Origin of the sequence: Aurantimonas litoralis (genome assembly GCF_026153195.1) — a bacterium.
Classification (GTDB): Bacteria; Pseudomonadota; Alphaproteobacteria; order Rhizobiales; family Rhizobiaceae; genus Aurantimonas; species Aurantimonas coralicida.
On sequence record NZ_JAPFBM010000002.1, the window covers coordinates 411,347 to 434,934 of the forward strand.

21 protein-coding genes are annotated in these 23,588 nt (G+C 68.0%); 11 read left to right on the forward strand and 10 right to left on the reverse strand.

The genetic code is table 11. The features are described 5' to 3' along the window. Window positions 1-11: 11 nt before the first annotated feature. Window positions 12-230 (reverse strand): hypervirulence associated TUDOR domain-containing protein, encoded by a 219-nt coding sequence (locus N7I30_RS06715; RefSeq protein ID WP_024349249.1) that lies wholly within the window; start codon window positions 228-230, stop codon window positions 12-14. A gap of 176 nt (window positions 231-406) precedes the next feature. On the opposite strand from N7I30_RS06715, the gene N7I30_RS06720 reads away from it, so the two are divergent. Further along, the gene (locus N7I30_RS06720; protein WP_498637622.1) at window positions 407-1,537 is read left to right on the forward strand and encodes a DNA topoisomerase IB; all 1,131 of its coding nucleotides are present in this window, start codon (window positions 407-409) and stop codon (window positions 1,535-1,537) included. 16 nt (window positions 1,538-1,553) lie between these two features. Here N7I30_RS06720 and N7I30_RS06725 read toward each other — a convergent pair whose 3' ends face one another. The 5 genes from N7I30_RS06725 to N7I30_RS06745 form a co-directional block, all read right to left on the reverse strand. Beyond that, window positions 1,554-2,426 (reverse strand): patatin-like phospholipase family protein, encoded by an 873-nt coding sequence (locus N7I30_RS06725; RefSeq protein ID WP_498637624.1) that lies wholly within the window; start codon window positions 2,424-2,426, stop codon window positions 1,554-1,556. A gap of 5 nt (window positions 2,427-2,431) precedes the next feature. Continuing rightward, complete coding sequence (locus N7I30_RS06730; RefSeq protein WP_498637626.1) at window positions 2,432-3,763, reverse strand: M16 family metallopeptidase; 1,332 nt, start codon at window positions 3,761-3,763, stop codon at window positions 2,432-2,434. Window positions 3,764-3,791: 28 nt separating this feature from the next. Continuing rightward, window positions 3,792-5,246, reverse strand: coding sequence for a M16 family metallopeptidase (locus N7I30_RS06735; protein WP_498637628.1), 1,455 nt, complete (start codon window positions 5,244-5,246; stop codon window positions 3,792-3,794). Between the two features lie 109 nt (window positions 5,247-5,355). Continuing rightward, window positions 5,356-5,916, reverse strand: coding sequence for a 16S rRNA (guanine(966)-N(2))-methyltransferase RsmD (gene rsmD / locus N7I30_RS06740; RefSeq protein WP_370195711.1), 561 nt, complete (start codon window positions 5,914-5,916; stop codon window positions 5,356-5,358). A gap of 6 nt (window positions 5,917-5,922) precedes the next feature. Next, the gene (locus tag N7I30_RS06745; protein WP_498637630.1) at window positions 5,923-7,551 is read right to left on the reverse strand and encodes a pseudouridine synthase; all 1,629 of its coding nucleotides are present in this window, start codon (window positions 7,549-7,551) and stop codon (window positions 5,923-5,925) included. Between the two features lie 192 nt (window positions 7,552-7,743). On the opposite strand from N7I30_RS06745, the gene N7I30_RS06750 reads away from it, so the two are divergent. Next, complete coding sequence (locus N7I30_RS06750) at window positions 7,744-8,226, forward strand: nucleoside deaminase (RefSeq protein WP_498637632.1); 483 nt, start codon at window positions 7,744-7,746, stop codon at window positions 8,224-8,226. Window positions 8,227-8,288: 62 nt separating this feature from the next. On the opposite strand, the gene N7I30_RS06755 is transcribed toward N7I30_RS06750, so the two are convergent. The 4 genes from N7I30_RS06755 to N7I30_RS06770 form a co-directional block, all read right to left on the reverse strand. After that, window positions 8,289-8,972, reverse strand: coding sequence for a hypothetical protein (locus N7I30_RS06755; RefSeq protein WP_188075054.1), 684 nt, complete (start codon window positions 8,970-8,972; stop codon window positions 8,289-8,291). 181 nt (window positions 8,973-9,153) lie between these two features. Then, window positions 9,154-12,165: an isoleucine--tRNA ligase gene (gene ileS, locus N7I30_RS06760; protein ID WP_498637634.1), complete on the reverse strand. Its 3,012-nt coding sequence runs from the start codon at window positions 12,163-12,165 to the stop codon at window positions 9,154-9,156. 238 nt (window positions 12,166-12,403) lie between these two features. Next, window positions 12,404-13,384: a bifunctional riboflavin kinase/FAD synthetase gene (locus N7I30_RS06765; RefSeq protein ID WP_498637839.1), complete on the reverse strand. Its 981-nt coding sequence runs from the start codon at window positions 13,382-13,384 to the stop codon at window positions 12,404-12,406. Beyond that, window positions 13,384-14,292, reverse strand: coding sequence for a TIGR01459 family HAD-type hydrolase (locus N7I30_RS06770; RefSeq protein ID WP_498637636.1), 909 nt, complete (start codon window positions 14,290-14,292; stop codon window positions 13,384-13,386). The genes N7I30_RS06765 and N7I30_RS06770 overlap by 1 nt, the downstream gene beginning before the upstream one ends. Before the next feature lie 282 nt (window positions 14,293-14,574). On the opposite strand from N7I30_RS06770, the gene groES reads away from it, so the two are divergent. From groES to fumC, 9 genes are all read left to right on the forward strand, one after another. Then, the gene (gene groES, locus N7I30_RS06775) at window positions 14,575-14,871 is read left to right on the forward strand and encodes a co-chaperone GroES (protein ID WP_024349261.1); all 297 of its coding nucleotides are present in this window, start codon (window positions 14,575-14,577) and stop codon (window positions 14,869-14,871) included. Between the two features lie 83 nt (window positions 14,872-14,954). Continuing rightward, window positions 14,955-16,610, forward strand: a complete 1,656-nt coding sequence (groL, locus tag N7I30_RS06780) for a chaperonin GroEL (protein ID WP_009208296.1) — start codon at window positions 14,955-14,957, stop codon at window positions 16,608-16,610. Between the two features lie 133 nt (window positions 16,611-16,743). Further along, window positions 16,744-17,163: an RrF2 family transcriptional regulator gene (locus N7I30_RS06785; protein WP_498637639.1), complete on the forward strand. Its 420-nt coding sequence runs from the start codon at window positions 16,744-16,746 to the stop codon at window positions 17,161-17,163. Between the two features lie 204 nt (window positions 17,164-17,367). Beyond that, window positions 17,368-18,138 (forward strand): sulfite exporter TauE/SafE family protein, encoded by a 771-nt coding sequence (locus N7I30_RS06790; protein ID WP_498637641.1) that lies wholly within the window; start codon window positions 17,368-17,370, stop codon window positions 18,136-18,138. A gap of 95 nt (window positions 18,139-18,233) precedes the next feature. After that, complete coding sequence (locus N7I30_RS06795; protein WP_187392159.1) at window positions 18,234-18,416, forward strand: CsbD family protein; 183 nt, start codon at window positions 18,234-18,236, stop codon at window positions 18,414-18,416. Between the two features lie 272 nt (window positions 18,417-18,688). Further along, complete coding sequence (locus N7I30_RS06800) at window positions 18,689-19,147, forward strand: (2Fe-2S)-binding protein (protein WP_009208293.1); 459 nt, start codon at window positions 18,689-18,691, stop codon at window positions 19,145-19,147. 4 nt (window positions 19,148-19,151) lie between these two features. After that, the gene (locus N7I30_RS06805) at window positions 19,152-21,308 is read left to right on the forward strand and encodes a xanthine dehydrogenase family protein molybdopterin-binding subunit (RefSeq protein ID WP_498637644.1); all 2,157 of its coding nucleotides are present in this window, start codon (window positions 19,152-19,154) and stop codon (window positions 21,306-21,308) included. Window positions 21,309-21,334: 26 nt separating this feature from the next. Beyond that, window positions 21,335-22,018, forward strand: coding sequence for an Isoquinoline 1-oxidoreductase subunit (locus tag N7I30_RS06810; protein ID WP_498637841.1), 684 nt, complete (start codon window positions 21,335-21,337; stop codon window positions 22,016-22,018). Between the two features lie 172 nt (window positions 22,019-22,190). Continuing rightward, complete coding sequence (fumC, locus tag N7I30_RS06815) at window positions 22,191-23,579, forward strand: class II fumarate hydratase (protein WP_024349268.1); 1,389 nt, start codon at window positions 22,191-22,193, stop codon at window positions 23,577-23,579. Window positions 23,580-23,588: the final 9 nt, after the last annotated feature.

A 23,588-nucleotide genomic window follows, 5' to 3' on the forward strand; every position in this document is an offset into this window, starting at 1 on the left:
GGAGCCGGAGCTCAGTCCGGCTTGGACAGCTCCGATTCCGACTTCAGCACCCGGCTGCCATCCTCCTGCTCGATCATGTAGGCGGGGTTGTCCGCGTCGGCATTGCGGGTGATCTCGCTGCCCTCGATCGTGCGCGTGACCTTTTCGGTGAAGGTGTCGCTGACCTTCCCGGTGCCGGTCCCGGCCCCCCAGTTCCATTCGACCCATTCGCCCTTGCGGTACTTCGCCATCGCTCGCCTCCTGTTGATTGGATAGGCGCGAAGCGATTTCGCAGCGGATGCGTTCCCGCAGGGCTTTACGTCCGGGCCGGCCAAATCGCCGCAGACCGGGCGCGGAACCGGAGTCCGAAGGCCGCCGTTTGCAGACTCGTCCCGGCCCTTGCGGCCTTCCATCCATCGGCCACGTCATGAACCCTCGCCTTGCCTATCACGCCGAACAATTCGGCCTCGCCCTCACCGATCCGCACCGGTTCGAGGTCGAGCGCCGCAAATGCGGCAAGGGGTTCAAGATCTGCTTCTCCAACGGCGAACCGATCGCCGACAAGCGCCTGCGCAAGCGGGTGAAGGCGCTCGCCATTCCCCCGGCCTGGACCGAGGTGAAGATCTGCATGGACGAGAGCGGTCACATCCAGGCGATCGGGCGCGACGAGAAGGGCCGGCTGCAATATCGCTATCACGACGAATGGGTGAATGTGCGCGACGCAGTGAAGACCGAGCGGCTGCTGCGCTTCGGCCATGCCCTGCCCCGGCTGCGCCGCCGGGTCGGGAAGGACATGCGACGCCGCAAGCTCGACCGCCTGACCACCTCGGCCATCGCCACCCGGCTGATCGACCTGACCGCCATGCGGCCCGGCCACGAGAAATATGCCAGCGATGGCGGGCGCGGCGTCGCGTCCCTGCGCAAGGACAATCTGCGCATCGTCAAGAAGGCGGCGGTGCTGAAGTTCGTCGCCAAGTCCAACAAGCCGCAGCGCATCGAGATCCTCGACCGGCCGATGGTCAAGTCGCTGAAGCGGGTCCGCAAGGGCAAGGGCAAGCGCCTGTTCCGCTTCCCCGATGCCCGCAAGGAGCAGCGCGAGCTGACCGCCAACCTCCTCAACGACTATCTGCACGAGGCCGCCGACGCGCCGGTCTCGGCCAAGGACTTCCGCACCTTCCACGGCTCGGCCGAGGCGCTGCGCTATCTGGTCGAGGATGCCGGGGACAAGGTGAACAGCAAGTCGAAGCGCAAGCGCGCCGTCGCCGCAGCCATGCGCTCGGTCTCCACGGTCCTGCGCAACACGCCGGCGGTTGCCCGCGCGTCCTATGTCCACCCGCAGATCGTCGCCGCCTTCGAGGCCGGCGAATTGTCGCCCGACCTCCTGAAGGGTCGCTGCCGCGAGGGTCTCACCCGCGTCGAGACCGGGCTGATGCGCTTCCTGGAACAGGCGGCTCGCAAGCCGGTCACGGCCGGGCAGGACGAGGCCATGAGCGAGGCGGAGGAAATGCCGCCGCAAACCGGGCGGCTGGACGAGCGGATTCTCGAAGCCGCCGAGTAGGCGGCGACGGCGCGGCCTATCCGGCCTTTACCGACGTGACCCCGTGCTGACGCCGGCCGCTGTTCCTGGACGAGAGCAGCGCGTCGAGCGACCGCTTGGTCTCTTCCTTCACCGGGCTGGTCTCGTCGAGGATCTGCTTGGTGCGCAGGAAGTCGAGGACGCCGTAATGTGACACCGGCGGGCAGATCAGGAGGTCCGGCGGATGCATGTGGACCTTGGTGTCGATGATCGACTGCATCATCAGCTGCGAGGCGCCGAACAGCGCCTCCAGCGGCGTCGGCATGATGTCCGGCCCGCCCTTCGGTCCGCCATTGACGTCCACGGCAATGATCTTGTCCACCTTGCCCTGCAGCCGGTCGAAGGGCAGCGGGTTGAAGATGCCGCCATCGATCAGGATCCGCCCGTCCCGGCGGACCGGCCGGAAGACGGCCGGCAGCGCAGCCGTCGCCGCCAGCGCGCTGAACAGTTCGCCGGAATCGATCTCGCATTCCAGCTTGCCGTAGAAATCGGTGGTCATCACCCCGAGCGGGATCTTCAGCTCGCTGAAATGCAGCGGCAGGTCGAGCGGCAGGAAGGCCCGCACGACACGCTCCGCATTGAGCTGGCCGAGACGCAGTCCGCCATCGGCGAGGAATTCCTGGAAGCTGCCCGGACGGGTGCGCCAGAGTCGCCCGAAGACAAGGCTCTTGCCGGCAAAGCAGTCGAGGACGAAGTCGCGGACGTCGCGGCCGCTCATGCCCGAGGCGCGGCCGGCGCCCATGATGGCGCCGATCGACGAACCGACGATGCGATCCGGCACGAGCCCAAGTTCGTCGAAGGCTTCGAGCACGTGGATATGGGCGAGCCCGCGCGCGCCGCCGCCGCCGAGGGCGAGCCCGAGCGTCGTCACCGCCGTCAGGCTCCCGCGGGACCGACGGTGATGATAGTCGGCGGCGCCGACAGCAGCGCCTCGGCCTGCGCCTTGACGTCGTCGAGCGTGACCGCGTCGATCAGGTCCTGGCGCTTGTCGATATAGTCGATGCCGAGATCGTCGAGCTGGATGCCCAGCAGCGTCGAGGCGATCGCCGCCGAGGAATCCAGATTGCGGATGGCATAGGCGCCCTTCACATAGGCTTTCGCTTTTGCCAGTTCCTCGGCCGTCGGGCCGTTTTCGGCGAGATCGGCCAGCTGCTCGCGGATGATCGCGATGCTCTCCTCGGCCTTTTCCGCCCGCGTCGCGGTGCTGATGCCGAGCACCGCCGCATGGTCGTAGCTGGCCAGGAACGAGCCGGCGCCATAGGCAAGGCCGCGCTTCTCGCGGATTTCCTCGTAAAGCCGCGACGTGAACGAGCCGCCGCCCAGGATATGGTTCATCAGATAGGCGGCGAAAAACTCGTCATCGTCGCGCATCACGCCCGGCAGGGCCATCTGGATCGTCGTCTGCGGTACCGCCAGGTCGACGGCCTCGGTCTTGCCGAGGACCGGCTGGACATCGGCGACGGGCTTCAGCTCGGGTGTCTCGGGCAGCGCGCCGAAGACCTCGTCGAGCCGCTTGCCGAGTTCGTCCGGCGTGATGTCGCCGACGACGCCGACATAGAGATTGTCCCGCGCGAAGATGCGCTTTCTGAACGCCTTGAGGTCGTCAGCGCCGACCGTTCCCAGCGTCTCCAGCGTGCCCTTGGTCGGCCGCGCATAGGGATGATCGGCGAAGACCGTGCGCGAGAACGCCTTGCCGGCGAGCTCGCCGGGGTCGTTCTGCTCGGCGAGGATCCCGGCCATGATCTGGCCGCGGATCCGCGCCACCGGCTCCTCGTCGAAGCGTGGATCGTTGATCGATGCCTTCAGCAGCGCGAAGGCGTCGTCATTGACCTCGGTGATGGTCCGGAAGCTGCCTGAGAAATTGTCGAGGCTGGCGTCGTAGCTCAGCGACACGCCGAGATCGTCGAGCCGCGCCTGGAATTCCTGGCTGTCGATGTCGCCGGCGCCCTCGTCGAGGAGACCGGACATCAGGTTCGCAGTGCCTTCCTTGCCGGGCTCGTCCTGGGTCGAGCCGCCGCCCTTGAAGGCGAATTTCATCGCGATCAGCGGATTGGTGTGATCCTCGACGAGCAGCGCCTTGATGCCACCGGGACTGGTGACCGTCTGGATATCGACGGCCTCGGCGGTGCCGACCGATGCGAAGGACAGGCTGAACGACAGGGCCAGGGCGGCGATCGTGCCACCGAGCGCGGGGACGAATGACTTCAACGGGGGATTCCTTCTGCGAAGGGGAAGATCAGGAGCGCGTGTCGGCATCCGGCTGGGCCTCGGGTCTGAGATAGCCGGTGACCGAGCGCTGCGGCCGCAGATATTTGCGGGCGACGGCGTTGACGTCCTCGACGGTCACCGCCTCGATGCGCTCGGGCCATGCCTCCACATCCTCGATGGTGCGGCCGGTGGCCAGGGCCGCGGCGTAGCGGCGGGCCATGGAGGTCTGGCTGTCGCGCAGATAGATCATATTCTTGCGCACCCGGTTCTTGGCCCGGTCCAGTTCCGCCTCGGTGACGCCGTCTTCGATCAGCGTCGCGATTTCCTCGTCGAGCGCCGCCTCGACGGCATCGAGGGAGGCGCCGTCGCGCGGCGTTCCATAGACCACGAACTGGGCCTCTTTGAGCGCCGTGCCGCCGTAATAGGTGCCGGTGGCGGCCGCCAGCGCCCGGTCGACGACCAGTCCGCGATAGAGGCGGCTGGTGGTGCCGCCGCCCAGAATGTCCGCCAGAATGTCCAGCGCCTCGGCCTCGCCGTTCTCGTCCGTCGTTTCCGACGGCACCAGATAGGCGGTCTGCAGCGACGGCTGTGTGACGCGCGGATCGGTCAGCGTGACGGTGCGCTCAGCCAGCGGCTCCGGCTCGACCGGACGGACCCGGTCGCCCGGATCGGCGCGCCGCTCGACCTTGCCGTAGGTCTCGGCGACGAGATCGCGGACCTCGGCCACGTCGACGTCACCGGCGATCAGCAAGGTCGCGTTGTTCGGCGTATAATATTTGTCGTAGAAGGCGATCGCGTCGTCGCGCGTCAGGCCTTCCATCTCCTGCCGCCAGCCGATCACCGGCGTGCCGTAGGGGCTGTTCTGAAACAGCGCCGCCTGCACGGCTTCCGAGAGCTGCGAGCCCGGATCGTTGTCGATCCGCATGCGGCGCTCCTCGAGGATGACGTCGCGTTCCGGCAAGACCGCCTCCTCGGAGAGAACGAGGTTCTCCATCCGGTCGGCTTCCATCTCCATCACCATCGCCAGCGCGTCGGCCGGCACCTGCTGGTAGTAGCCGGTGTAGTCGGAGGTGGTGAAGGCGTTCTCCTGGCCGCCGATATCGGCGACGCGGCGCGAATACTCGCCGGTGGGGTGATTCTTGGTGCCCTTGAACATCAGGTGTTCGAGGAAATGCGCGATGCCGCTCTTGCCAGGGGCCTCGTCCGCCGAGCCGACATGGTAGTAGACCATCTGGGTGACGATCGGCGCCCGATTGTCGGGCAGCACCACGACCTGCAGGCCGTTGTCGAGGGTGAAGGTGGTGAGATCCGGCCCGTTTTCGCGCGCCGCGGTCTCGGGCGTGGTCGGCGCCGTGTCGGACGGGTCGGTCACCTCGGCCTGCGCCGGGGCCGGCTCTGTCTGCGCACCAGCCGACAGCGTCAGGGGCAGCACGAAAGCGACGGCGAGCGCCGGCAGGCCGATGGGGCGGAAGTGATGCGTCATCGTTCGGTCTGATCCTCGTTGTTGCACCCTGTTGCAAGCCTCGCGACTATGCCGGATGCTGAGAATCCTTGCCAATTAAGGTTTGTTTAGGTCGCCGTGAGGATGGCAGTCAGCGGCCCGGGGCGACAAGAAAGCGCAGCACCGTCTCGCCCATGGCGCGCTCGTCCGTCTGCTCGAACCCGCCCGGCACTTCGAACGGCGCCGCCAGCGCTTCCTCGACGATCACCAGCGCCCCCGGCTTCAGCCAGCCGCCGTCGCGCGCCGAGACGAGCGCCGCCGTGCCGAGCCCGCGCCCATAGGGCGGATCGGCCACGACGCAGTCGAACGGCTCCATCGTTCCCACGATGCCGAGGCTGGTGGCGTCGCGCCGGAAGATTTTGGACCGCCCCTGCAGGCCGAAGGCCTCGATGTTCTCGCGGATAAGACCGCGGCCCTCGACGCCCTCCTCGACGAACAGGCAGAAGCGCGCGCCGCGCGACAGCGCCTCGATGCCGAGCGCGCCGGTGCCGGAGAACAGGTCCAGCACCCGGGCGCCGTCGAGCTGGAAGCCCGGCCGGTGCGTCAGGATGTTGAACAGGGTCTCGCGGTTGCGGTCCGTGGTCGGCCGGATCGTATCGGTCTTCGGGACGGCCAGCCGCCGCCCCTTCAGTTCACCCCCGACGATGCGCATGCCGGATCAGCCCTTGCGCGGCGGACGCGGCGGGCGCCCCGGACGCTGCGGCGCGTCGCCGCCGGAGCGCGGCGGACGACCGGCGGGCTTGCCAGCCCCACCACGCGGCGCCGACGGCCCGGACGGCCGTTCGCCGCGGGACGGGCCCCGGTCGGGCCGGCCGGCCTGCGAGCCCAGCGCCTTCTTGGTGCCCTGCGGACGCGCGCCCGGCGCCATCCAGACATTGGCGCTGCGCTTGGGCGCATCGATCGGACGTTTCGGCGGGCTTGCCGCGTCGTCGCGGCCGCCTGCGGCGTCGCGATCGCCATAGGGTTTCTTCGGGCCCTCGAAGCGCTTGCCCGGACGCTCGCCGAACGGCTTGCGATCGCCGCGCTCGGGCCGTCCGGCACGGGTATCGAGCCGGCCCAGCGCATCCTCTCGCTTGGCCTCGCGGACCCGCTTCTTGTTCGGCGCGGTCTCGCTGGCGGAAATCCACTCGTCGGACTTCTTCGGCCGCTCCGTGCGCTCCGCCTCGACCGGGCGGTTGGAGAAGGGCTTGGCCACCGGCGCGTCGAAATCGGCGCCCGATTCCTCGATCAGCCGCTCGCCGAGCTGGTCGCGCAGCATGCGGCCCTTGATCTCCTGCACCGAGCCTTCCTTCAGGTCACCGAGCTGGAACGGGCCGAAGGACAGGCGGATCAGCCGGTTCACCTCGAGGCCGAGATGCGCCAGCACCTTCTTGACCTCGCGGTTCTTGCCCTCGCGCAGGCCGAGCGTGAGCCAGACATTGGAGCCCTGCTCGCGGTCCATCGTCGCCTCGATGGCGCCGTAGAAGACCCCGTCGATGGCGATGCCCTGGCGCAGCTCGTCGAGGCGCGCCTGGGTGATCGCGCCATGGGCGCGCACGCGGTAGCGCCGCAGCCAGCCGGTCGCCGGCAGCTCCAGGATCCGGGCGAGTCCACCGTCGTTGGTCAGGAGCAGCAGCCCCTCGGTGTTGATATCGAGACGCCCGACGGTCAGCACCCGCGGCATGTCGCTGGGCAGGCGGTCGAAGATCGTCGGCCGGCCCTCCGGGTCGCGGTTGGTGGTCACCGTGCCGGCGGCCTTGTGGAACAGCCAGAGCCGTGTCCGCTCGATGGCCGGCAGCGGCGCATTGTCGATCTCGATCCGGTCGGAGGCCGTGACGACGACGGCCGGCGTGTCGAGGACCTTGCCGTTCAGCTTGACGCGGCCATCGGCGATCATGCCCTCGGCGTCGCGGCGCGAAGCGATGCCGGCGCGCGCCAGGCGCTTGGCGATCCGCATCTCGCCAACGGCGGATTCGGTCTCGGCGCGGGGCGCACGATCGTCGCGCGGCGCCCGCTTCGGCCGGTCGTCCCGCACCGGGCGGCGCTCACCGCCGGACCGCTCCGCGCGATCGCCTCTCGGCGCATCATGCTGCAGCCGTCCGAAGCTGCGGGGCTTGGCCCCCTCGCCCTTGTCGTCGCGCGCGCCGCCATGGGAGAACATGCCGCGGCTCTTCGGCGTGAAGGGCTTGCTGCCCTCGCGCGGCTTCGGCCGGTCTCCGCGCTCGCGGTCCCCGCCACCGGCGCCCCGTTTGCCACCGGGTCCGCGTCCGCGACCTTTTCCGTCGTCGCCGTTCGTCGTATCGCTCATGCAACTGCCTCTCATGCGGCGGCTATCTGCTCGGACCGGCGCTCGCGCCGGCTCACCACCGTCGAGATGGTGAAAGGATCGGCGGAGCGGTTCGCCCCTGAGGAGCTGGAACGCTTGCGCCGACCCGCGAATGGATTAGCAGGTGGCTCTACAGCATCGCCCGTCAAAGGGGAACGGGATTCGGACCGCGCCATGCGGCCGGATCGACAGACCAAGGAGCCGCCTCTGCCCCGCCCGACCTTCATGGACATCGCCCTCGAGGAAGCCCGGCTGGCAGCGGCGCGGAACGAAACGCCCGTCGGGGCGGTTATCGTGCGCGGCGACGAGGTCATCGCCCGCGGCGGCAACGAGACCCGCCAGCGCAGCGATCCCACCGCCCATGCCGAGATCGTCGCGATCCGTGCGGCGGGTGCCCGCCTCGGTTCCGAACGCCTGCCGGACTGCGATCTCTATGTGACGCTGGAGCCCTGCGCCATGTGTGCGGCGGCGATCTCCTTTGCGCGCATCCGGCGGCTCTATTACGGCGCGGCCGATCCGAAGGGCGGCGGCGTCGATGCCGGGCCGCGCTTCTTCAGCCAGCCCACCTGCCACCACGCGCCCGAGGTCTATTCCGACATCGCGGCCCGTGAAAGCGCGGAGCTTCTGCGCGGTTTCTTCCGGGCGCGGCGGTCCTGACCGCGTCCGCCGAGACCACATGCGCTTGTTTTAGAGGCGAACCGTCCGGCGAACGGGCGTGATCAGAACGGCAGGAGGTCGCGGATCTTCGAGCCGAGGCCCTCGCCGCTGCCGCGCAGGCGCCGTTCCTTGACGCTCTCGTCGACGCCCGGATCGCCGACCGGGGCGGTGGCCGCGGGCTGGCGATAGGCGACCGGCGGCTCGCTCAGATATTTGCGCTGCGCCGGGCTGCCCTGTGCGCGCTCCTTGAGGCGGGCACGCACGAGTTCGCCGCGACTGCGCAGCTGCTGCGGCGTCAACAAGGGCGCGTCGTCGTTGTTCTTGCCGAAATCGAAGCCGTCGCTGCTGGTGCGATCGAGATAGGCCTGCGTCACGCCTTCCTTGCGGGCGGTCGCGACATCGGCCGGGATCGGTCCGTCGCCCTGATAGGCGGCGGCCTGCAGGCGGGCGCTGCGCTGTTCGGGCGATTCCGGCCAGTTCGGATCACCGGTCGTGTTGCGCGCCGTCTGCGGCGCCGGCAGGACGCCGGTGTTCTCCGGCTTCACCAGCTCGGGGCGCGGCGCATAGGCGATCTCGGCGCTCTTGTTGTCGCTACCGAGGCTGACGACGTTGTTGAGATCGTCGAACAGCGTCTCGCCCTGCGACTTGCCGGTGCCGTAGGTCGGTCCCAGACAGCCGGTCAGCGCCAGGCTGGCCGCTCCGATAGCCGTAGCGCGAAGCGCATTGCGGACTGTCTTCGATGTCATCCGGTACGGCCCCCTAGCCGATCATTTCCGCCCCCCATACCGGCATGCGGCCGGTCGGGCAGACCCTGCGCATGTCACGGAAATCTGGCGAATTCCGGGCGCAGTTCTAGGCTGCTGCAATGGGTTCTGCAAGCGTGCGGCCACCGCCGGGGCCGCCGCACGCTGTGATTGACCGCCGCGTTCAGGCCGCCGTCAGCCGCCGCGCCGCCTTCAGCTCGTGCAGCGCCGCCGCATCGCGCGCCGACACGTCCGGGAAGGCCGGGTCGGAACCGACATCGCCGGTGATCTTCCACGAGCGGGCGCATTTGGTGCCCTCCGCCTTGCGGAAGACGACGGCGACGCCCGGCGTGTCGGCCAAGCGGAAGGCGTCCGCCGGGGCCGGCTCGGCCGAGATGACGAGACCCGAGGTGATGGCGATCTCGGCAAAGTCGACCGAGGCCGCCTCTGCCCGCAATTCGGCATCCTCGACATGGACCACTGGCGAGGCTTCCAACGACGAGCCGATCACCTTCTCGCGACGCTTTTCCTCCAGCGCGCCCATGACGACGCGGCGCACCCGGCGCAGCTTCTGCCAGCGGGCCGCGAGGTCGCCGTCGCGCCACGCCGGATCGACGTCGCGGAAGCTCTCCAGATGCACGGACTTCGCCTCCGGATAACGCGACAGCCATGCCTCCTCCATGGTGAAGGGCAGCATCGGCGCCATCCAGGTCACCAGGTGGTCGAACAGGATGCGGACCACCTGCAGCGAGGCCTTGCGGCGCGTCGAGGACAGCGGATCGCAATAGAGCGCGTCCTTGCGGATGTCGAAATAGAACGCCGACAGCTCCACCACGACGAAGTCGAGCAGCGTCCGGCTGATCCGCTTGAAGTCGAAGGAATCGTAGCCCTTGCGCACGATCTCGTCGATCTCGGCCAGCCGGTTCAGCATCAGCCGCTCCAGCTCCGGCATCTCGGCCAGCGGCACCGTTGCGCCCTCGTCGTGGGAGAGCGTGCCCAGCATCCAGCGCAGCGTGTTGCGCAGCTTGCGGTAGCTGTCGATGTTGGTCTGCAGGATCGTCTTGCCGAGTCTCAGATCCTCCGAATAGTCGGAGCTGACCACCCAGAGCCGCAGAATGTCGGCGCCGGACTGCTTGATGACATCCTGCGGGGTGACGACGTTGCCGAGCGACTTCGACATCTTGCGCCCCTCCTCGTCCATGACGAAGCCATGGGTGAGGACGGCGTCATAGGGCGCCCGGCCGCGGGTGCCGCAGGATTCCAGGAGCGAGGAATGGAACCAGCCGCGATGCTGGTCCGAGCCTTCCAGATAGAGGTCGGCCGGCCATTTCAGGTCGGGCCGCTTCTCCAGGCAGAAGGCGTGGGTGGAGCCGGAATCGAACCACACGTCGAGGATGTCGCGGACCATGGTCCACTTGCCGGCATCGTGCTCGTTGCCGAGGAAGCGCTCCTTGGCGCCGTCGGCGAACCAGGCGTCGGCGCCCTCGGCCGCGAAGGCTTCGAGGATGCGGGCGTTGACCGCCTCGTCCTTCAGCACCTCGCCATTCTCGTCGGCGAAGACGCAGATCGGCACGCCCCAGGCGCGCTGGCGCGACAACACCCAGTCCGGCCGGTCGGCGATCATGCCGCGCAGCCGGTTCTGGCCCGACGCCGGCACGAAGCGCGTCGCGTCGATGGCGCCGAGCGCGCGGGCGCGGAGGGTATCCTCGCTGCCGGCGTTTGCCGACTGGCCGTCGAGGCCGTAGCCGCCGAGGTCCTGGTCCATATGGACGAACCATTGCGGCGTGTTACGGAAGATCACCGGCTTTTTGGACCGCCAGCTATGCGGATAGGAATGCTTCAGCCGCCCGCGAGAGAGCAGATTTCCGGCCTCGATCAGCGCGGCGATGATCCGCTTGTTGGCGTCGCCCTTCTTGCCCTTGTCATCGATGACCCGTGCAGGCCCGCCCTCGGCGTCCGGGCCGAAGCCCGGCGCGTCCTTGGTGTAGAAGCCGTCGTCGTCGACGGTGAAGGGGATGGTCGTGTCGATGCCGCGCTTCTCGAGGTCGCGGCGCGCATCCATCCATGCGTCGAAATCCTCGCGGCCATGACCCGGCGCGGTGTGGACGAAGCCGGTACCGGCATCGTCGGTGACATGGTCGCCCTCAAGCAGCGGCACGGCGAAGTCGTAGCCACCGCCGACACCCTTCAGCGGATGATCGCAGACGAGGCCCGCGAGATCGCCGGCCGGAACGTCCGCGACGCGGCGATAGCCGTCCTCCGGCACCCGCGCCTTGGACAGGACGTCGGCGGCCAGTGCGTCGGCCAGCACCAGCCGGTCGCCGGCCTTCGCCCAGCGCGGATTCTCCGCGTCCTCGCCGGCGGTCACTTCGTAGAGGCCGTAGGCGATGCGCGGCGAATAGGCGATCGCCCGGTTGCCGGGGATCGTCCAGGGGGTGGTCGTCCAGATGACCACGGCTGCACCGGCAAGCGCCTCGCTGCCGCGCACCGGGAACTTGGTCCAGATCGTGTCGGACTCGTGGTCGTGATACTCGACCTCGGCCTCGGCCAGCGCGGTCTTTTCCACCACCGACCACATGATCGGCTTGGAGCCGCGATAGAGCTGGCCGGACATGGCGAATTTCAGGAGCTCGCCGGCGATCACCGACTCCGCCCCGTAGGCCATGGTCAGATACGGGTCCTTGAAGTCGCCCTCGACGCCGAGGCGGCGGAACTCCTCGGTCTGCACGCCCACCCAATGGGCGGCGAAGTCGCGGCATTCCTTGCGGAACTCGTTGACCGGCACCTCGTCCTTGTTCTTGCCCTTGGCCCGGTACTGCTCCTCGATCTTCCACTCGATCGGCAGGCCGTGGCAGTCCCAGCCCGGCACGTAATTGGCGTCGTAGCCGCGCATCTGGAACGAGCGGGTGATGACGTCCTTCAGCACCTTGTTCAGGGCGTGGCCGATATGGAGGTTGCCGTTGGCGTAGGGCGGCCCGTCATGCAGCACGTATTTCGGCCGGCCGGACGATTCCCGGCGCAGGGTGCCGTAGAGGTCCATCGCGTCCCACTTGCCGATCCATTCGGGCTCGGCCTTGGGCAGGCCGGCGCGCATGGGAAACGGCGTTTCGGGCAGGAACAGCGTCTTGGCGTAGTCGATCCCGGTGGCGGAACCGGCCGCAGTGTCGTTCTTGGTGTCGCTCATGAATTCAGCCATGTCGTCTGCCGCGGTCGTAACGGCGGCGCGAGAAAAGGAAGCGTGGTGGCGCAAATGGCCGGCAACCCGGACCTTCTCCGGCCTGGCCGGTCAGAAGGCCGGGCGACTAATTCGGCCCGGACGGAGTATTGCGCGTGGATCCAACATGGCGTGGCTTTAGCAACTCCGCGCCCGGATGGAAAGAACGCGGCAGGCGGCAGGCAGGCGGCGGGCCTGGTCGCGAGCTACAGGCAGTCGGTCAGAACGCCATGCGGCGGTCGAGGTCGCCGAGCGGCGCGACGCCGGCGAGCATCGCCCGGGCTTCGTCCGCGTCGCGATCCATCTGGGCAATCAGCGCCTCGGCGCCGTCGAAGCGCTCCTCGCCGCGCAGGAAGCCGAACAGCGACACCGAAACGGTCTCGCCATAGAGATCGCCGGAAAAGTCGAACAGGAAGGTCTCGAACAGCGCGGCGCCATTGTCGAAGGTCGGGCGACGACCGAAGCTCGCCACGCCATCATGCAGCGTGCCGTCGGCACGGCGCAGGCGCACCGCATAGATGCCGTGCTTCAACAGGCTGTCCGGCTCGATGACCATGTTGGCGGTCGGATAGCCGAGCGTGCGGCCGAGCCTGGCACCGCCGACCACCTCGCCGGCGATCGTCCAGCGGTAGCCGAGCAGCCCCGCGGCCTCGGCGACGGCGCCCTCCCCGAGGCGGTCGCGGATCCGGCTCGACGACACCGTCTCGCCGCCCTCGTCGACGAAGGCCGGCACCAAGGTGGCGCCGAAGCCATGCATCCGGCCCGCCTCGGCCAGCGTCTTGGGCGTGCCGCCGCGCTTGGCGCCATAATGGAAATCGAAGCCGGCAACCACGTGATGGGCGCCCATCGCCTCGACCAGCACGGTCTCGACGAAGGCTTCCGGCGCGAGGCCGGCAAACTCGCGGGAGAACCCCTGTTCGACCACCGCGTCGAAGCCGAGCATCTCCAGGAGGCGCGCCTTCATCGGCGCCGGCGTCAGCCGCGCCACCGGCTGGTCGGGACGGAACACCGAGCGCGGATGCGGCTCGAAGGTCAGGCAGACGAGCGGCCGTCCTTCGGCCGCCGCGATGGTCCGGGCCTCTCCCAGGACGGCCTGATGGCCGCGATGCACGCCGTCGAAATTGCCCACCGCCACGACGGCGCCGCGCAGATCCGCCGGCACGTCCGCGACCGAGCCGAGACGCGCGATCGCGTCTGGCATCATGTCAGGGCAGCCATGAAGTAGCGCGCCGTCAGGCCGCGTTCCGACAGGACGGCGGCGACGGTCTGCGTCGCCGAATCCGCCGACGCCAGTTCCTCGCCATGGATGCCGTCGGTGATCAGCAGCGCGTCGGCGCCGAAATCATTGGCGCCCTTCACGTCGGTCATCAGCCCGTCGCCGATCGCCAGCACCCGCGACGAGGACCCCAGATCGAGGACGCGAGACGCAACGTCGTAGATCGGCCGGTGCGGCTTGCCGGCAAGGCGCACCGTGCCGCCGATCAGGCCGTAGTCGCGCGCCAGTGCGCCGGAGCACGGGATCAGCCGTTCGCCGCGATGCACGACGATGTCCGGATTGGCGCAGATCATCGGCAGGTCGAGCGCCTGCAGCCGTGCCAGCATGTCGGCATAGTCCGCCGGCGTCTCGATCTCGTCATTGTAAAGGCCCGTGACGATCACGGCCCTCGCGTCGGCCTCACCGACCAGATCGACGTCGATGCCGGCGAAGAGGTCGTAGTCGCGCTCCGGTCCGATATGGAAGACGGGTCCCGCGACATCGGCGATCAGGGCGCGCGTCGCGTCGCCGGAGGTGACGATGGCGTCATAGGCGTCGTGGGAGAAATCCATCGTGCCGAGCTGCGCGACGACCCCGGCCGACGGGCGCGGCGAGTTGGTCAGGAGCACCACCTTGACGCCCGCCGCACGCGCCGCCGTCAGCGCCGCCTCGGCGGCCGGATGCTTGACGACGCCATTGTGGACGACGCCCCAGACGTCGCAGAAGATCGCGTCATAGTCGCCGGCGATCTCGGCCAGCGCGGCGATCGGCCGGACGTCCCGCGGCGGTCGGACGGTATCCGTCCCGCGGCCGGTGTCGGAGAGAGAAGTTTCCATCGGTGTCCACGCTGCCATTGCCTGTCCCGTGCCGATAGAGGCGGCCTGCCGACCGGTCAAGGCGAAGCGCTGTCGCAAGCGCCTGCACCTGCCGCGTCAACCCCGCCCAGGGATGCCGGGCCGATCCCGCACGGCGATTAACGAAACTTCGATGACGCGATGCGCCGACCGCTTGACACCGCGCCGGCTGCGACACTATCTCCATCGTCGTTAGCACTCGCCCCAGGTGAGTGCCAGTTGTTCACGCCGGATGCCGAAAAGCGGGTCCGGCCATATCCGTCAACGAAGGGTTCAACGAACATGGCAGCTGTGAATTTCCGTCCTCTGCACGACCGCGTCGTGGTCCGTCGGGTGGAATCCGAAGCCAAGACGGCTGGCGGCATCATCATTCCGGACACCGCCAAGGAGAAGCCGCAGGAAGGCGAGATCGTCGCCGTCGGTTCCGGTGCTCGTGACGATTCGGGCAAGGTCGTGCCGCTGGACGTAAAGGCGGGCGATCGCGTCCTCTTCGGCAAGTGGTCGGGCACCGAGGTCAAGCTGAACGGCGAAGACTTCCTGATCATGAAGGAATCCGACATCATGGGCGTCGTCGCCTGATCAGGCGCCTGCGATTTCCGTAATTCCACGAAACTTCGAAACGGCGCGGCCTGATCAGATGGCGCGCCCGGGAGAATACGAACATGGCAGCTAAAGAAGTAAAGTTCGGCCGCGACGCACGTGAGCGCATGCTGCGTGGCGTCGACATTCTTGCCGACGCGGTCAAGGTGACCCTCGGCCCGAAGGGTCGTAACGTCGTCATCGACAAGTCCTTCGGCGCCCCGCGCATCACCAAGGACGGTGTCTCGGTCGCCAAGGAGATCGAGCTCGAGGACAAGTTCGAGAACATGGGCGCCCAGATGGTGCGCGAAGTGGCCTCGAAGACCAACGACAAGGCCGGTGACGGCACGACCACCGCGACGGTTCTCGCCCAGGCGATCGTCCGCGAGGGTGCCAAGGCCGTTGCCGCCGGCATGAACCCGATGGACGTCAAGCGCGGCATCGACGCGGCCGTCCTGAAGGTCGTCGAGGCTCTCGGCGTTGCCGCCCGCTCGATCGACACCTCGGACGAAGTCGCCCAGGTCGGCACCATCTCCGCCAATGGCGAGAAGGAAATCGGCGAGATGATCGCCTCGGCCATGCAGAAGGTCGGCAACGAGGGTGTCATCACCGTCGAGGAAGCCAAGACCGCCGAGACCGAGCTCGAAGTCGTCGAAGGCATGCAGTTCGACCGCGGCTACCTGTCGCCGTACTTCGTGACCAACCCGGAGAAGATGGTCGCCGAGCTCGAGGATTGCTACATCCTCCTGCACGAGAAGAAGCTCTCCAACCTCCAGGCGCTGCTGCCGGTCCTCGAGTCCGTCGTGCAGTCCTCCAAGCCGCTCCTCATCATCGCCGAGGACGTCGAGGGCGAGGCCCTGGCCACGCTGGTCGTCAACAAGCTGCGTGGCGGCCTGAAGATCGCGGCCGTCAAGGCACCGGGCTTCGGCGATCGCCGCAAGGCCATGCTCGAGGACATCGCCGTCCTGACCGGCGGTACGGTCATCTCCGAGGACGTCGGCATCAAGCTCGAGAACGTCACCCTCGACATGCTCGGCCGCGCCAAGAAGGTCTCGATCACCAAGGAAAACACCACCATCGTCGATGGTGCCGGTGAGAAGACCCAGATCGAAGCCCGCGTTGGCCAGATCAAGGGTCAGATCGAGGAGACCACCTCGGACTACGACCGCGAGAAGCTCCAGGAGCGTCTCGCCAAGCTCGCAGGCGGCGTCGCCGTCATCCGCGTCGGCGGTGCGACGGAAGTCGAAGTCAAGGAGAAGAAGGATCGCGTCGACGACGCCCTCAACGCGACCCGTGCGGCCGTCGAAGAAGGCATCGTGGCCGGTGGTGGCGTCGCGCTGCTGCGCGCTTCGAACGCCGTCACCATCAAGGGCATCAATGCCGACCAGGACGCCGGCATCGCCATCGTCCGCAAGGCGCTTCAGGCTCCGATCCGTCAGATCGTCCAGAACGCCGGTGCGGAAGGCTCGATCATCGTGGGCAAGATCCTCGAGAACGAGTCCCTGTCCTTCGGCTACAACGCCGCGACGGGCGAGTATGGCGACATGATCCAGATGGGCATCGTCGATCCGGTCAAGGTCGTTCGCTCGGCTCTCCAGGACGCGGCATCGGTCGCCGGCCTGCTGGTCACCACCGAAGCCATGATCTCGGAGGCTCCGAAGAAGGAGTCGGCCGGCGGTGGCGGCGGCATGCCCGGCGGCATGGGCGGCATGGGTGGCATGGGCGGTATGGACTTCTAAGAAGTCCGAACCGGCCGGACATTCATCCGGACTATCGAGGGGCTCGGCATCGCCGGGCCCCTTTTTCGTGCGCCCTGCCCGCATCCGGCAGCACCGGCTTGCCCGGCCGCGCCCGCCTTGCGATAGACATGCCATGATCTCGCAGCGCGCCCGCTACGCCATCCGCTCCCTGAGGAACATCGCGCCGCGGGCCGCGCCCGTGTCGGCCGCCGTCATCGCCGCCGAAGAGCAGATTCCGCGCAAGTTTCTCGAAGCGATCCTGGCCGAGCTGAAACAGGCGGGCCTTCTCGTCAGCCTGCGGGGGGCGCGTGGCGGCTACCGCCTGGCGCGGCCCGGCGACGAGATCAGCTTCGCCGATGTCCTGCGCGTCGTGGACGGTCCGCTGGCGCTGGCCCCTTGCGCGTCCCGCACCGCCTATCGCCGCTGCGAGGATTGCCGCGACGTGGAGACCTGCGAGACCCGCACCGCGCTTCTGGCGGTGCGCGACGCCACGGCCGCCATTCTGGAAGCTAAGCATTTCGGCGATGGGGACCGGGCCGACGATCCCGTCTAGGCCGGGATGCGCCCCATCCGCCCCGGCGTCCGCCCAGGCATATGCGGTCACACCGCGCGCCGCGGGCGTCGAAGATGTCCGATCTCATGGGTCGGCGAAATACGCACAGGATGTGCGCGCGGCAGCCCCTCCGCCGAACTTCTATTCCTATCCACGAGATAGGAATAAGATAGCCTGATCCGGTCTCCAACGACCGGGTCTTCCATGAGCGACTTCCTCCTGTTTCTTGCCGTCGGCTTCCTCGCCCAGCTCGTCGATGGCGCGCTCGGCATGGCCTACGGCATCGTCTCCTCCACCGTGCTCCTGTCCTTCGGCGTCGCGCCCGCCGCGGCCTCGGCCTCGGTCCACACGGCCGAACTCTTCACCACCGCGGCGTCGGGCACCGCGCATCTCGCCAACCGCAATGTCGACTGGAAGCTGTTCTGGCGCCTCGTGCCCCTCGGCATTCTCGGCGGCGTTCTCGGCACCTACGTCCTGACCAGCATCTCCGGCAGTATTCTGCGCCCCTATGTCGGCGCCTATCTGGCGGTGATCGGCGTCTATCTCCTCGTCCGCTCGTTCCGGAAGATCCCCAGCAGGCCGGTCTCGCCCGCGACCTCCATGCCGCTGGCCGCCTGCGGCGGCTTCCTCGACGCGGTCGGCGGCGGCGGCTGGGGACCGATCGTAACCTCCGGCCTGCTCGGCGCCGGCGGCCAGCCGCGCTACGTCATCGGCACCGTCAACACGGCCGAGTTCCTCGTCACCCTCTCGGTCTCGCTGACCTTCGTCTTCGCGCTCGTCACCGGACATTGGGACGAGGCCGGCGATCTGACGACCCACGGCCTCGCCATTCTCGGCCTGATCGTTGGCGGCGTCGCAGCGGCGCCCTTCGCCGGCGTGATCGTGCGCCGGATCCCCGAGACGGCCCTGTTGCGCATCGTCGGCCTTCTCGTCTGCGGCCTGGCCATCACGCAGATCGTCGGCCTCATACGCTGAACCCGCCGCAGTTTTCCCGGAACAACCGCACCCGAAAGCCGTTTGGATATCGAAGCTTGGCAGACACTGCCGGCAACGAAGCAAAGGAATGTCCAATGGTCGACAAGAACGAAGTCAAGGGTGCCGCCACCGAAGCCGGTGGCAAGCTCAAGCAGGCTGCCGGCGACCTGACCGGCAACGAGCGCCTGAAGGGCGAGGGTGCGGCCGACGAAGTCGAAGGCAAGACCCAGAAGAATTACGGCAAGGTCAAGGACGCGGTTAACGACCAGACCAGCTGATCGCGCTACAAGCCGAAGACGCTTCGAGAGGCCGTCCCCATGGGGCGGCCTTTTTCATGTGCGGAATCCCGCCGCACGTCGCACCATTGGGCCCCGCGTGACGCACTGTGTGCGCCGCAGCAATTCCAACCCCTCCTCCCCTCTCGACGACGGTGCGGACACCCGATTGTGGTTGCCGTTTCCCGTTGTTCGGCTATTTTGGAATCAATCCAAATCATGACGGAGCCGCGTGGCGGCACCTGCCTGACCGGCCGCCCTGAAGGAGGCTTCCCTTGATCAGTTTCACACTCAACGGCGAACAGAAGACGTTCGACGGCGATCCCGACACGCCCCTGCTCTGGGTCATCCGTGACGCCGAGCGCCTGACCGGCACCAAATATGGCTGCGGCATCGCCCAGTGCGGCGCCTGCACCGTGCATCTCGACGGCATGACCCGGCGCTCCTGCATCACGCCGATCTCCACCGTCGACGGCTCCAGCGTCACCACCATCGAGGGCGTCGAGGGTGCGGAAGCGGAGGCCGTGCAGGCCGCCTGGACCGCCATCGACGTGCCGCAATGCGGCTATTGCCAGTCCGGACAGATCATGTCGGCCGTCTCGCTGCTGCAGTTCAATCCGACGCCGAGCGACGAGGACATCGACAACGCCATGGCCGGCAACATCTGCCGCTGCGCCACCTATCAACGCATCCGCCAGGCGATCCACGACGCCTCCGACACGCTGGAGGGCTGATCCCATGGGTATCCAGACCATCAACCCGACCCGCCGCAACTTCCTGATCGGCACCGGTCTCGTCATCGGCGTGGCGCTGGCCTCGCGGACGAAGGCCGCCGCTGCCCTGATCCAGGGCGCGCCGGCCGGTCCCGCCGGCCCGGCGAGCGAGTTCAACGCCTTCGTGCGCATCGCGCCGGACAGCACGGTCACGGTCCTGTCGAAGCATATCGAGTTCGGCCAGGGTCCCTATACGGGCCTGACCACGCTGGTCGCCGAGGAACTCGACGCCGACTGGAGCCAGATGCGCGCCGCCGCGGCGCCCGCGGACGAGACCTACAAGAACCTCGCTTTCGGCCTGCAGGGCACCGGCGGGTCCACGTCGATCGCCAATTCCTACGAGCAGATGCGCAAGGCCGGCGCCACGGCACGGGCCATGCTGGTCGCCGCAGCGGCCGAGGAATGGGGCGTACCGGCCGAGGAGATCACCGTCTCCAAGGGTCGCATCGCCCATGCGGCCTCCGGCAAGGAGTCCGGCTTCGGCGAACTCGCCGACAAGGCCGCCACCATGGATGCGCCGTCCGATCCGGCCCTCAAGGACCCGAAGGACTTCGTCCTGATCGGCACCGACCGGCCGAAGCTCGACACGCCGGAAAAGACCAACGGCAAGGCGGTCTTCACCCTCGACGTGCTCGCCGACAACATGATGATCGCCATGGTCGCGCATCCGGCCCATTTCGGCGCCACGGTGCAGAGCTTCGACGATACGGCGGCCCGCCAGATCCCCGGCGTCGTCGACATCCAGCAGATCCCGCAGGGCATCGCGGTCTATGCCGAGAACACCTATGCCGCCCTGAAGGCGCGCGATGCGCTGAAGATCGTCTGGGACCTGACCACCGCCGAGTCGCGCTCCAGCGAGGAGATCTACGAGGACTACCGCGCGCTGTTCTCCGGCGAAGGGCTCGAGGCGGCGAATGAAGGCGACGTCGACGGCGCCTCCTCGGCGAACGGCATCACCACGATGCACTCCGACCTCGTCTTCCCCTTCCTCGCCCATGCCCCGATGGAGCCGCTCGACGCGGTGCTGATCAAGCAGGAAGACGGCTCGATCGACTGCTACAACGGCTCGCAATTCCCCGGCCAGGACAAGGCTGCGATCGCCGAGGTCTGCGGCGTCGACGCGTCGAAGGTGCGGGTGAACATGCAGCTCGCCGGCGGCAGCTTCGGCCGCCGCGCCCAGTTCGGCTCGCCCTACATGCGCGAGGCGTCAGCCGCCTTCAAGGCGTCCGGCATGGACCGTCCGATCAAGCACATGTGGACCCGCGAGGACGACATCCGCGGCGGCTTCTACCGCCCGATCTACGTCCACGCGATCAAGGGCGCGATCGATTCCGAGGGCAACATCGTCGCCTGGGACCACAAGATCGCCGGCCAGTCGATCATGAACAAGACCGAACTCGACGAGACGACGGTCGAGGGCGCCTCGGACCTGCCCTATGCGATCCCCAATCGCCGGGTCTACGCGCATCAGACCGAGCTGCCGGTACCGATCCTGTGGTGGCGTTCGGTTGGCCACACCCACACCGCCTTCGCCGTCGAGACCTTCCTCGACGAGATGCTGGAAAAGGCCGGCAAGGATCCTGTCGAGGGGCGCCTGGCGCTGCTCGGCGAGCATCCGCGCCACACGGCCGTCCTGAAGAAGGTCGCCGAGATCGCCGGCTGGGGCACCCCCGCGCCGGAAGGCCGCCAGCGCGGCGTCGCCGTCCACAAGAGCTTCAACACCTATGTCGCGGAGATTGCCGAGGTCTCCATCGGCGAGGACGGGGCTCCCAAGGTCCACAAGGTCTGGTGCGCGGTCGATTGCGGCGTCGCCGTCAATCCGAACATCATCCGGGCCCAGATGGAGGGCGGCATCGGCTACGGCCTCGGCGCGATCCTCTACGACCAGATCACGCTCGGCGACGGCGGCCGCGTCGTCCAGTCCAACTTCCACGACTATCGTTCGCTGCGCATCAACGAGATGCCCGAGGTCGAGGTCGCCATCATCCCTTCCAGCGAGCCGCCGACGGGTGTCGGCGAACCCGGTACTCCGCCGATCGGCCCGGCCGTCGCCAATGCCTGGCGTCGCCTGACCGGCCAGCCGGTGCGCCGCCTGCCGATCGTCGGCAATCTCGTCTCGTGAACGACAGGACAGCATCTGTGACGTCAATGACATCCCTGGCCGGCCGCTTCGCCGGCATCCTCGTCGCCGCCGGCCTCGTCATGGGTCCGGCCGGTGCTCAGGAACGCGCGCCCGCGGCGCCCGAACCCTCGACGCCTGCCGTCGCGCCCCAGGCCGATCCCGAGCGGACCCTGAAGCCGGTCTCGGCCTTCGACGGGATCGCCGACGAGACCCAGCGCTCGATCGCCATCTTCGAGGAAACCGGCAAGGTGCTCCTGCATCCGCGCTGCGTGAACTGCCATCCGGCGGGCAACTCGCCGCTCCAGGGCATGGAGATGCGCGAGCACCAGCCGCCCGTCGTGCGCGGCGATTCCAATTTCGGCGCCCCCGGCATGATGTGCAACACCTGCCATGGCCCCGAGAATGTCCAGGTGGTGGCACAGGCCGAGGGCATCCGCTCGATCCCCGGCAATCCCAACTGGCATGTGGCGCCGATCGAGATGGCCTGGGAGGGGCGTTCGCTGGCCGAAATCTGCGTGCAGATCAAGGATCAGGACCGCAATGGCGGCAAGACCCTGGCCGAACTCGTCGAGCACATGGCCGCCGATGACCTGGTCGGCTGGGGCTGGAATCCGGGCCAGGGCCGCGAGAAGGTGCCGGGCACGCAGGAGCAGTTCGGCGCGCTCTACGAGGCCTGGGCCGCGACCGGGGCGCATTGCCCGGCCGGCTGACCGGCCACCATTCATGACGACAGCTTGCAGGCGGGTCCCCCGGGGCCCGCCTGTTTCGTTTGAGGCTTCGCCGCCGGCCTAAACCGATTTTACCCTGCGTCCGCCCCTTCCGATCCGGCGGCGCGCCCGGTAAGCCATGCCCGACCTGTACACGAGCTGCGAAGGGCAGAAGATGAGCACCCGTACCGAAACCGATTCCATCGGCGCCATCGAAGTCGAGGCCGACCGCTACTGGGGCGCCCAGACCGAACGGTCGCGCAACAATTTCCGCATCGGGGGTGACCGCCAGCCGCTGCCGCTGATCCACGCCCTTGCCCTCGTCAAGAAGGCGGTCGCCCGGGTGAACACCTCGATGGGCCGTCTCGACGGCCAGATCGCCGACGCCATCGAGAGCGCCGCCGACGAGATCGTTGCCGGCAAGCTCGACGACCACTTTCCCCTCGTCGTCTGGCAGACCGGCTCGGGCACCCAGACCAACATGAACGTCAACGAGGTCATCTCGAACCGGGCGATCGAGATGCTCGGCGGCACCATGGGCAGCAAGAAGCCGGTGCATCCCAACGACCACGTCAACATGAGCCAGTCGTCCAACGACGTCTTCCCGACGGCCATGCATGTCGCCACGGTGCTGGAGACCCGCCGCCTGCTGCTGCCGGCGCTCGACCGGCTGCACGGCTCGCTGGACGCCAAGGCGAAGCAATATGCATCGATCATCAAGATCGGCCGCACCCATACCCAGGACGCCACGCCGGTGACGCTCGGCCAGGAATTCTCCGGCTACGCCGCGGCGCTGGAGCTCTCCAAGAAGCGCATCAACGACGCTCTCGACGGTGTCCTGGCGCTGGCCCAGGGCGGCACGGCTGTCGGCACCGGCCTCAACGCCCCCGAGGGCTTCGATACGGCGGTCGCCGCCGAGGTCGCCAAGCTCACCGGCGAGGCGTTCCGCACCGCGACCAACAAGTTCGAGGCGCTGGCCTCGCATGGCGCGCTGACCTTCTTCCACGGCGCGCTCAATTCGCTGGCCGCCGACCTGATGAAGATCGCCAACGACATCCGCTTCCTCGGCTCCGGTCCGCGCTCCGGCCTCGGCGAACTCAACCTGCCGGCCAACGAGCCCGGCTCGTCGATCATGCCGGGCAAGGTCAACCCGACCCAGGCCGAGGCCATCACCATGGTCGCCACCGAGATCTTCGGCCACGACACCACCGTGACGGTGGCCGCCTCGCAGGGCCATTTCGAGCTGAACGTCTTCAAGCCGGTCATCGCCAACGCCGTCCTGTCCTCGATCCGGCTTCTGGCCGATTCCATGGTCAGCTTCGCCGAACATTGCGTCGACGGCATCGAGGCGAACGAGGAGCGCATCCAGAGCCTGATGGAGCAGTCGCTGATGCTGGTGACCGCGCTGGCGCCGACCATCGGCTACGATGCGGCCGCCAAGATCGCCAAGACGGCGCATCAGAACGGCACGACCCTGCGCGAGGAAGCCGTCGCGAGCGGCCTCGTCTCCGAGGCGGATTACGACCGGATCGTCGATCCGCGCACCATGATCGCGCCGGGCTGATCCACCTGA

Excerpts from the sequence above, each read along its gene's own strand:
- N7I30_RS06795 (WP_187392159.1), top strand. The coding sequence starts at position 18,234 with ATGGTCGACAAGAACGAAGTCAAGGGTGCCGCCACCGAAGCCGGTGGC.
- N7I30_RS06750 (WP_498637632.1), top strand. The coding sequence starts at position 7,744 with ATGCGGCCGGATCGACAGACCAAGGAGCCGCCTCTGCCCCGCCCGACC.
- N7I30_RS06755 (WP_188075054.1), bottom strand. The coding sequence starts at position 8,972 with ATGACATCGAAGACAGTCCGCAATGCGCTTCGCGCTACGGCTATCGGA.
- N7I30_RS06790 (WP_498637641.1), top strand. The coding sequence starts at position 17,368 with ATGAGCGACTTCCTCCTGTTTCTTGCCGTCGGCTTCCTCGCCCAGCTC.
- N7I30_RS06720 (WP_498637622.1), top strand. The coding sequence starts at position 407 with ATGAACCCTCGCCTTGCCTATCACGCCGAACAATTCGGCCTCGCCCTC.
- N7I30_RS06745 (WP_498637630.1), bottom strand. The coding sequence starts at position 7,551 with ATGAGCGATACGACGAACGGCGACGACGGAAAAGGTCGCGGACGCGGA.
- fumC (WP_024349268.1), top strand. The coding sequence starts at position 22,191 with ATGAGCACCCGTACCGAAACCGATTCCATCGGCGCCATCGAAGTCGAG.
- N7I30_RS06785 (WP_498637639.1), top strand. The coding sequence starts at position 16,744 with ATGATCTCGCAGCGCGCCCGCTACGCCATCCGCTCCCTGAGGAACATC.
- N7I30_RS06765 (WP_498637839.1), bottom strand. The coding sequence starts at position 13,384 with ATGCCAGACGCGATCGCGCGTCTCGGCTCGGTCGCGGACGTGCCGGCG.
- N7I30_RS06770 (WP_498637636.1), bottom strand. The coding sequence starts at position 14,292 with ATGGCAGCGTGGACACCGATGGAAACTTCTCTCTCCGACACCGGCCGC.
- N7I30_RS06810 (WP_498637841.1), top strand. The coding sequence starts at position 21,335 with ATGACATCCCTGGCCGGCCGCTTCGCCGGCATCCTCGTCGCCGCCGGC.
- N7I30_RS06735 (WP_498637628.1), bottom strand. The coding sequence starts at position 5,246 with ATGACGCATCACTTCCGCCCCATCGGCCTGCCGGCGCTCGCCGTCGCT.
- groES (WP_024349261.1), top strand. The coding sequence starts at position 14,575 with ATGGCAGCTGTGAATTTCCGTCCTCTGCACGACCGCGTCGTGGTCCGT.
- N7I30_RS06805 (WP_498637644.1), top strand. The coding sequence starts at position 19,152 with ATGGGTATCCAGACCATCAACCCGACCCGCCGCAACTTCCTGATCGGC.
- rsmD (WP_370195711.1), bottom strand. The coding sequence starts at position 5,916 with ATGCGCATCGTCGGGGGTGAACTGAAGGGGCGGCGGCTGGCCGTCCCG.
- ileS (WP_498637634.1), bottom strand. The coding sequence starts at position 12,165 with ATGGCTGAATTCATGAGCGACACCAAGAACGACACTGCGGCCGGTTCC.
- groL (WP_009208296.1), top strand. The coding sequence starts at position 14,955 with ATGGCAGCTAAAGAAGTAAAGTTCGGCCGCGACGCACGTGAGCGCATG.
- N7I30_RS06715 (WP_024349249.1), bottom strand. The coding sequence starts at position 230 with ATGGCGAAGTACCGCAAGGGCGAATGGGTCGAATGGAACTGGGGGGCC.